This window comes from Citreicoccus inhibens (genome assembly GCF_019039035.1).
Classification (GTDB): Bacteria; Myxococcota; Myxococcia; order Myxococcales; family Myxococcaceae; genus Citreicoccus; species Citreicoccus inhibens.
In genome coordinates, this window is record NZ_JAHNZT010000015.1 from 162,938 (window position 1) to 171,232 (window position 8,295).

The 8,295-nt window shown below is 67.3% G+C and carries 9 protein-coding genes; 3 read left to right on the forward strand and 6 right to left on the reverse strand.

The annotated features are described in order from the left end of the window. Positions 1–43 precede the first annotated feature (43 nt). The gene (locus KRR26_RS19470) at positions 44–808 is read right to left on the reverse strand and encodes a hypothetical protein (protein WP_120202438.1); all 765 of its coding nucleotides are present in this window, start codon (positions 806–808) and stop codon (positions 44–46) included. 297 nt (positions 809–1,105) lie between these two features. Here KRR26_RS19470 and KRR26_RS19475 point away from each other — a divergent pair, with 297 nt between their 5' ends. Continuing rightward, a complete protein-coding gene (locus tag KRR26_RS19475; RefSeq protein WP_217080509.1) occupies positions 1,106–3,463 on the forward strand; it encodes a hypothetical protein in 2,358 nt (785 codons plus the stop codon). Between the two features lie 90 nt (positions 3,464–3,553). Here KRR26_RS19475 and KRR26_RS19480 read toward each other — a convergent pair whose 3' ends face one another. Genes KRR26_RS19480 through KRR26_RS19490 form a run of 3 tightly spaced genes read right to left on the reverse strand, consistent with a single transcriptional unit; the run spans position 3,554 to position 4,932 of the window. Then, on the reverse strand, positions 3,554–4,411 hold the full coding sequence (locus tag KRR26_RS19480; RefSeq protein WP_217080510.1) for a class I SAM-dependent methyltransferase: 858 nt from the start codon (positions 4,409–4,411) through the stop codon (positions 3,554–3,556). Between the two features lie 7 nt (positions 4,412–4,418). Next, entirely contained in the window at positions 4,419–4,775 is a 357-nt protein-coding gene (locus KRR26_RS19485; protein ID WP_120202444.1) for a VOC family protein, read from the reverse strand. Then, positions 4,765–4,932, reverse strand: coding sequence for a ribbon-helix-helix domain-containing protein (locus KRR26_RS19490; protein WP_199723668.1), 168 nt, complete (start codon positions 4,930–4,932; stop codon positions 4,765–4,767). The genes KRR26_RS19485 and KRR26_RS19490 overlap by 11 nt, the downstream gene beginning before the upstream one ends. Before the next feature lie 186 nt (positions 4,933–5,118). On the opposite strand from KRR26_RS19490, the gene KRR26_RS19495 reads away from it, so the two are divergent. After that, entirely contained in the window at positions 5,119–6,021 is a 903-nt protein-coding gene (locus KRR26_RS19495) for an AraC family transcriptional regulator (protein ID WP_217080511.1), read from the forward strand. Between the two features lie 5 nt (positions 6,022–6,026). Here the strand turns inward: KRR26_RS19495 and KRR26_RS19500 are convergent, their stop codons facing one another. Further along, positions 6,027–6,737, reverse strand: a complete 711-nt coding sequence (locus tag KRR26_RS19500) for an alpha/beta fold hydrolase (protein ID WP_217080512.1) — start codon at positions 6,735–6,737, stop codon at positions 6,027–6,029. Positions 6,738–7,090: 353 nt separating this feature from the next. Here KRR26_RS19500 and KRR26_RS19505 point away from each other — a divergent pair, with 353 nt between their 5' ends. Further along, positions 7,091–7,729, forward strand: a complete 639-nt coding sequence (locus KRR26_RS19505) for a hypothetical protein (RefSeq protein ID WP_217080513.1) — start codon at positions 7,091–7,093, stop codon at positions 7,727–7,729. Between the two features lie 52 nt (positions 7,730–7,781). On the opposite strand, the gene KRR26_RS19510 is transcribed toward KRR26_RS19505, so the two are convergent. Then, positions 7,782–8,147 carry a tetratricopeptide repeat protein gene (locus tag KRR26_RS19510; RefSeq protein ID WP_217080514.1) on the reverse strand — a complete coding sequence of 122 codons (366 nt, stop codon included), beginning with the start codon at positions 8,145–8,147 and terminating at the stop codon, positions 7,782–7,784. Positions 8,148–8,295: the final 148 nt, after the last annotated feature.

An 8,295-nucleotide genomic window follows, 5' to 3' on the forward strand; every position in this document is an offset into this window, starting at 1 on the left:
CCCCAACCAGCCCCCTCGACATGGCGGCCTCGATATCGCTCGCCTACGACTCGACGATGAAGGTCGTGGCGTCCACTCCGACGTTGCCCGTGGCGGGGTCGTAGGCGGTCACCGTGACTTCGTAGGCTCCGGGTTGTTGCACGGTCAGCGTGCCTTCGTAGGTGCTGGTCTTCCCAGCGAACTTCATCGGGAACTGGGTGAGTGGCTTCCCGTTGAACTTCACCGTCGCCTCCAGCTCATACCGACTGGAATCCCAGAGTCCCTTGGGCTCGGTCGGGCAACCGCACATCAGCGTCACGTTGGTCCGAACCGGGACCGTGAGCTTCTTGTCTGCCCCGAGCTTCAGGAACTCGTGCGCGGACGGCGTCTGTACATCCACCACGAAGCCCGGCAGCTCCAGGATGAGACCATCGCCCTCGATGTGCTTTCCGGGCAGCAGCCACACCTGCGTCGTGCTCGTGACGAGCGCCTGCCGCTGCGCGAGCGGCCCCGAAGCCTCCACCGTCACCAGCAGCGGCTCGGTGATGTCCACCGTGGCCGTGAACTTCGCGGAGGCCTCGTCCGCGAGCGGCGCCCCGCGCGCCTGCGGCTGCTTCATCAGCGTCTGGGTGTTGCCCGTCGAGCCGGCGGTGACGCCGCTGGCCAACACCTGGCCAGACTGCGCGTCCTTCAACACCACCCGCACGCCCCCCATCGTCGTCCCAATGAACTTGCCATCCCGGGCACGCGCCCTCACCACCAACCGCGTCTCGGTCGCCAGCGCAGTCGTGGAGAACAACAGCAGGGTCCAGACAATCAGGCTTCGCATGGCGGACTCCAGGTCAGGATGACGTGCGACGAGCCGAATAGCACAGCGGATCCGCCCCCGCCGGAGAAACACCCCTCGGGACTGAGCAGCAAGGAGCCACCCACTGCCCTTGAGGCCATGAACGGAATTCTCCTGGGCAGCAAGAACGCTCGCTCGCTTCACTGCCGCCCTCGCCTGCCACGACGCGCCTGCCGGGCGCAGTCGCCCATCCGGAAGTGGATGGATGGGCACCACACAAAGTGCGGGAGGCACACGGAACTCCCGTCACATCACCGTCGCCGTAGTAAGTTGCCGCGAATGGTACGTCCCCCCGTGTTGGTGTTGATTGGGTTGCTGACCTTCGCTTCCGCCGCTGCCGTGGCCGCGCCTCCTGAGGCGGGTGTCGCGAAGTCTGTCGAGGACGCATCGAAGCGACTGGAGAGCGCTCGCTCCACGCTCGCCACGGCGGTTCAGCGCATCGAGAAGGATCCGCCGAGCAACGCGGACCTCGACGCAGCCGTCGCGGCGGTGGAGGCCCTCAAGGACGCGCTCAACGCAGGCGTGGACTTCGAGACGCAGGACCTCGACTACGCCAAGGCCGTCCTCGTCGCACGCAAGCAATTGCGCACGCAGCGCGAGTACGTCGAAGAGCGCCGCGCCAAGATTCACATCTTCGATTCCCGCCGACGCATCGACGCAGCGCTCGCGCCCCTCAATGAGCGCATGGCGAAGCTCGCCGACAAGGACCTCGACGCCAAGTCGATGGATGAGACCCGCGCCGCGGTGGCCTCGCTCAAGAAGCTGGCCGACGAGAACCGGTCCCTGACGAGCCAGGATCCCAAGTTCGCCACCTACCTCGGCGAGGTGGATGCGACCATCGCCCGGCACACGAAGACGCTCGACGACAAGTGGCTGCAGCAATCCGCCCAGCAGCAGCGCGGCCTCCTGGACGAGCGCCGCAAGGCCCTGTCCACCGCCCTCACCGAGTTGGCCCCGGCGTGGTCGGATGAGAAGTTCAGCGCCGCGGACAAGGCGGTGCTGGCGTTGCAGAAGCAGCTCGACGAAGGCAAGCCGCTGGAGGAGCGCGACCGCGCGTATCGCGGCGAGGCGGAGAAGGCGCGCGGCGAACTCGCGCAGGCCCGACGCAAGATGGATGACCTCGTGGTGCAGGCCGGCGTCTCGCGGGTCAAGGCGGAGATGGGTCCCGCGCACGAAGAGCTCATCACGACCGCCAAGGCGCTTCGCGCCAAGCGGCCCACACCCGAGCAGTTCGCCGAGGCCAAGACCGCGGCGTTCGTCGTCCGCAAGCTGGTGGAGAAGTACGAACCCCAGGCCTCGCGCAGCCAGCCCATCGGGCAGTACATCGCCGAGGTCAAGAACACGCTGGCGGAGGTGGAGGTGGCCCTCCAGGTCCGCAGCCTCGATGCGGCGCGCGCCGAGGTCACCCAGGCTCTGCGGAACATCGAGAAGCGCTCCGCGACCGCCGAGCAGTTCGAAGAGACGAAGACGGCGCTCGTCGTCCTGGAGAAGACGTTGGAGACGGTCCAGCCACGGAACCCCGCCATCAGCCCGTCCGCCGCCGAGGCGCGCCAGCTCCTGAAGGATGGCCGCGCGACCCTGGAGCGCCGCCGGTACGAGGTCGATCTGCTGCAGCAGCGCGCGAAGGTCGACGAGGCGCGGAAGAACGCGACGGCGATGGTGGCCCAGGTCCAGCAGCCGAAGCCCTCGGAGGCGCAGGTCCAAGAGGCCGAGAAGGCAGTCCAGCAGATTGGCGTGGTGCTGGAGGCGGGCGTCGCGTTCGTCAAGAAGGACCGCGACTATGCCATCTATGCCAAGGAGACAAAGGAGCGCATGGCGGAGCTGAGCGACCGCATCAACCGGCGGAAGATTGTCATGGCCGCCGCGGACGCCCGCGTGCAGCTCACCGAGCGAATCGCCACGACGAAGCAGACCATCGACGCCGCGAAGCTGGTCTCCTCGACCGACGGTGACGTCGAGACCGCCACGAAGAACATGGAGGAGGTCGTGAAGCTGTTCGATGCGCGCGCGGAGCTGGTGCGCCAGGACGCGGGCTACGCGTCCTACGCGGAGCGGGCGCGCACCGAGGTGCAGAAGCTGATGGAGTCGCTCGAGTTCGCCCGGCAGGCGCGGGCGCTGCGCCGGATGACCGCCGAGGCCCTGGCCGCCGCCAGCACGGCCGCGGAGACCGCCGCAGCCTCCGCGGACCTGCGCAAGCGCAAGGAGCTGTATGCGGGCGCGCTGGAGAAGCTCAAGGCCTGCCAGGAGGACGGCGCCAGGATGGTGAAGGAGAACGTCAGCCTCGCCACGATTGACGTGCTCGTGGCGGGTGTCCCGGCTCGGCCGCAAGAGGTGATGGCGCAATGCGCGCAGAAGGCCGACGCGCTCCAGGAGCCCCAGAAGCGCGCCGATGTGCAGCTCCGGTTCCAGGAAGGACCGAAGAAGGCCTACGACTCGGCGAAGCCGCTCCTCTCCTCGGGCCGCAAGGACGAGGCGCTCACGAAGCTCAACGAGTGCATCGCGGAGGGACGCATCCTCGAGAACCGCTACCCGGACTTCAAGGAGCAGAAGTTCGAGGTCGATGGCACCCGGCTCAGCGTGCTGGAGCTGATCCAGATCTGCGTGAAGGAGCGCAAGCCGCTGCAGACACCTCACTGAGAGCGGCGAGGACTCGCGGGGACCGCCACCTCCCGCTGGCGTCTCTTGCTGGAATGGGCAGCCCCGCCTTCGTCGCTCCGCCGGCTGCGATTACGTCGTCGCGACCAGGAACTCCTCTGAGTTGTTCGGCGGACGCAGGCCATCGCTCCGCCCAGAGAAGTAGCGCTCCGCGAGCGTCGCCATGGACACGTGCCGCGCGGTCGGGAAGCCGGACTCACGAGCCAGCGCGAGCATCTCCTCCGGAAGGAAGAAGCTGAGGAACGGCGTGCCGCTCGCGCGCGCGCCATCCGCCGCGCGCTGGACCGAGGGGCGCACGTCCGGGGCCACCTGCTCAATGGGCATCATGAAGGTCATCGCGAACGTCGAGCCTGGGGCGAGCGTGGCCACCTGACGGAGCGTGGCCGCGATGGTCTCTCGGGTCAGGTACATGCTGACGCCCGCGGAGGCCACGACCGCCGGCTTCGCGGCATCGAAGCCCGCCTCCACGAGCCGCGCCCACCAATCATCTCCCGCCTCGAAGTCGACCGGCACGAGGCGCAAGAACGGTGGCACGCCCAGGCCGAGCGCGTGAAGGCGCTGACGCTTCCACTCTTGCGGACCGGGTTGGTCAATCTCGAAGACTCGCAGGCGGGCAGCCAGTTCGGGGCTTCGCTGGGCGAAGGTGTCGAGGCCCGCGCCCAGGATGACGTACTGCTCGACGCCACGCGCGGCATGCTCTTCGACGAGGTCCTCGATGAAGCGAGCGCGCGCCACGATGGAGGCACGAAAGGGACGCGTGAACGGACTCATGTCCGGCCGCGCCTGCCAGCCCGGCTCCGGCGCGACCAGCGAGAGGCCCAGCTCGTCATGGAACACATGGGGCGGAGAATCCACCTGGACGTGCAGAGCCCGCCACAGGGCCACGCGCACCGCCGTGTTCTCGGCATCGACCTTGGGATTGCGAGACATGGCGTGCCTATCCCCGTGACGCCGGCAGTGGGGCCTGAACGCTGAGATCTCGACCATCGGGGTCGGCGAGCAACATCTCCAGCGCGGGCCAATGCTGCGGCTCGAATGGATGAAGGACCGTGGCGGAGCTGGGCGGCGAGAACCGCGAGGCATCCTTCACGGAGACCGCCGGAACCACCTTGAGCACCTGGTCGAGCGGCCGCTCGGCGACAAAGAGATAGGGCCCTCCCGCGGGATGGCGCAACCGGCCCGAGTGATGGTCGGTCTCGAACTCGATTTCGTAGCCCAGCGCCTTCCAGAACGCGACGGTCTTGCCCCAGTTGTGCGTCTCGATGAGCAGCCCTTCGATGCCGTCAGTTGCCATGCGGTCTCCTCTTGCGGCGCTGTGTGTCGAGATAGTCGCGGAGCGCCACGGCCACGAGCGCCGACAGCGACTGCTCGGTCTCGATGGCGTGGTGCTTGAGCTCGCGAATCAGCTCGTTCGGTAGATACACATTGAACTGCTTCACGTCCCCTGCCATGCCCATCAACCTAGGGTGCTAGCATTCTAGCATCAAGCAAAAATGGCGAGGTGCTCCTCCCTCGAGGGGACAAGGAGCGCGCCATGTCCATCCTTGGTCGCGCCGTCGAAGGGCACCCCACGTTTACGCAGATGTCGTGTACAGGTAGGATTCCCCGTCACGCAGGGTTCCGCGGAGACGCACGGGATGATGGACTCACGCTCGACGCAACGGGTTGACCGGCCCTTCACGTTCGCGACCCAGCTCGAATCCCGAGTCCTTCAGCGCTCGAAGTTGATCGCGGGCGAGTTCCGCTCGGACGCCCCCAATGAGCTCGTCACTGGCGCGGAGCCACGCAGCGAGGCCTACGTCCTCACGCTGCACCTGCGCGAACGGCCGCGTGGCGCCATGCGCGCGGAGAACCGCTGGATCCAACCGGAGAACTTCCATGCGGGACACGCGGGCATCGTCGACCTGCGCTCGAAGCTGACCTCGGAGTACGTGGGGCCGTTTCACTACGTCAGCATCTACCTGCCACGGCACTCGCTCGGGGCCTACGCCGTGGACGCAGGAGCGCCCTCGCTCGACGACCTGCGGCACGAACCCGGGGTTGGCTTCTCGGACCCTGTCGTGCGGCACCTGTTGCTCTCCCTGCGCCCTGCCCTCGCGGCGCCGGAGGAGGTCAGCTCGCTCTACGCCGACCACGTGGCGCTGGCCCTCGTCTCGCATCTGGCGAGCGCCTATGGAGCCTTCCGCGCGGCGCGCACGAACCTCCGCGGCGGCCTGAGCCCACGGCACGCGCGGCGGGTGAAGGAGCTCATCGACTCACGACTGGACGGCGCGGTGTCGCTCGCCGAGTTGGCCCGCTCCTGCGGCCTCTCGGAGCGTCACTTCGCTCGCGCCTTTCGCGAGACCACCGGGCAGCCACCACACCGCTGGCTGATGGAACGACGATTGGAGAAGGCCCGACACCTGCTCGCGACGTCCACGCAGTCCTTGCAAGAGATCGCCATCACCTGCGGGTTCGCCCATCAAAGTCACTTCACGCGAACCTTCACGCGCGCGGTGGGGACAAGCCCGGGCGCATGGCGGCGCCAGCGCCCGAGCTGACACCATTACCGACCGGAGCCCAGGCGCTTCGCAGCCGCGCCAATCACCTCCGCGACCGCATTGGGCTGAGAGACATAGACCGCGTGGCTGCCGGGCATCTCCGTCTTGGTCGAGCCAGCGCGCGTGGCCATGATGCGCTGCACGGGCGGCGGAATCATGTGGTCATCCGTCGCGACCAGGTAGTCGCTGGGCTTGTGGCGCCACGCGGGCTCGGAAACGGCGCCGGAGAGCGCACCGACGCCCCAGGGGACCTGCGAGGCGGCCATGAACGCAGCCGTCTCCGCGTCGAGGTCGGCCGCGAACGCGGCGTGGAACTTGGAGTTGTCGAGGAACAAGAACCCGTCACGCGGCGGCAGGATGGGCGGCACGGCGGCGCCGGGAGGTGGATCCTTGATCAGACTGGACACCGACTCGCCGCGGTCAGGCACGAACGCGGCGACATAGACGAGCCCCTTCACCTGGGGATGCATGCCGGCTTCCGTGATGACCACCCCTCCGTAGGAGTGACCCACGAGCAACACGGGGCCCCCCGCCGCCGCGATGGCCCGATGCGTGACAGCGACGTCGTCCGCCAAGGTGAGCGTCGGATTCTGAACGACGCTGACCCGAAAGCCCCGGCTCGCCAGGATGCGATAGACCCCGGCCCAGCCCGAACCATCAACGAACCCACCGTGAACCAAAACAATGCTGACCGCGTCCGCGTTCGACCCCGACATCGGCTCTCCTCTCCAACGTCACCCTGCCCGAAAACACAAACATCCGCTCGCAATCCCAGCTGCGACCCTGGCGTAACAATCACTCTCAACACCGTCAATGAACCACGTCCGTTCCTCGCTCGAACGTGGCTGAAACGAACAAAACGTGATCGTTCGAGGCAACCCACCGCCCGCGAGAACAGCGCGGCCGAGCGGCTCCTCTCCGATGACGGGAATGGCACGGCCAGGGTGTGGGTTGCGCGCGCGGAGCGTACGACCCACACCGGGTGCGGCATCCCCCCGGGGGCGTGCCTCCAGCTCGCGCGATGAGCGCGAGGCAGAGTCAGGACATGCGTTCCAGGAGACATGCACCCGTGAGCCTTCCCCCGTTTCGAGCGTCGCCCCTGAGCCTCTTTCTGATTGCGCTGGCAGCGTCAGCCACGTCCTGCGCGGCGCATGCGCCTCATGTGGCGTCGGTAGAACAGCTCCCCTACGCGGGCAATCCCCCTCCCGTGCAGTTGCAGGTGATTGCCCCGTGGGTGGGAAGTTGGGCGCTCGATATCCAGGTCGCGCCCAGCGCCCAATCCCCGCAGGGCGCTCATTTCACGGGACAGGCGGTTGGCCAACAGCAGCTCCATGGCCAGTTCATTCGCGTCAACGGCCAGACCTCGAACGGCTCAACGCGCGAGGAGTACTCCATCGTCTATGGATATGACACGGACAAGGACGTCTATCGCCGCTGGTACTTCTCGTCGATTGGGCTCATCAACGAATTCGAAGGACATTGGGATTCGGCCCGACAGGAGATGACCTGGAAGCTGATCAGCCCGGCCGGACATCAAACGGCGACCCTGGTGGAGTCCTTCACGGCGGACGCAATCACAACCCACGTGACGTACAAGGATAGCGCCGGGAATGTCGCCCGGAGCGCCGTCAACCGCGCCACCCGGGGACCGGCGACGGCGAGCCAGAACGAGAGCAGGGAGGGGACGGTGCCCTCCCTCACTGAATGAGGACACATCCCTCCGGACCTGCGTGAGTCCGGAGGGCCCACCGGGCAACCTCTCAGAGCGCGCGCCTTGGCGCCCAGCTCACGCTCGGCCTGCTCCACTTGCGAGAGCGAGGCATCATCCCGCGGTCCGCGACCAGCGCCCGAGCGCGGTGAAGCGGTGCCTCGGCGCGCGCCGGCTCACCTCGCAAGGCATAGGCCCTCCCCAAGTCCAGGAGCACCTCCACGACGGTGAGCCAGTCCTCGTGCGCTCCCGCATTGGCCAGGGCCTGCTCCAGGAACGGGAGGGCCGCCGCCGAGTCCTCGCATCGCACATGGAGCCGGCCCAGGTTGGCGCGTGCCTCCCGTTCGCCGGTCGGATCCTTCAAGGTCAAGGCCAGCGCCAGTGGCGACTCCTCGAATCCAACCAGCACCCCTTTCAAGTCGCCCCGGTCCTCGGCAAGGGTCGTGTCCCTATAAGTGTGTAGTCGGCGAACAGAGGTGAGCGGGAAAGAGGGAAGCTCCTCGGAGAAACCAACCGAGACGGTCTCCCCCTGGCAGGGGAGCCGAGGAGTTCCCGTCGTGGACGAT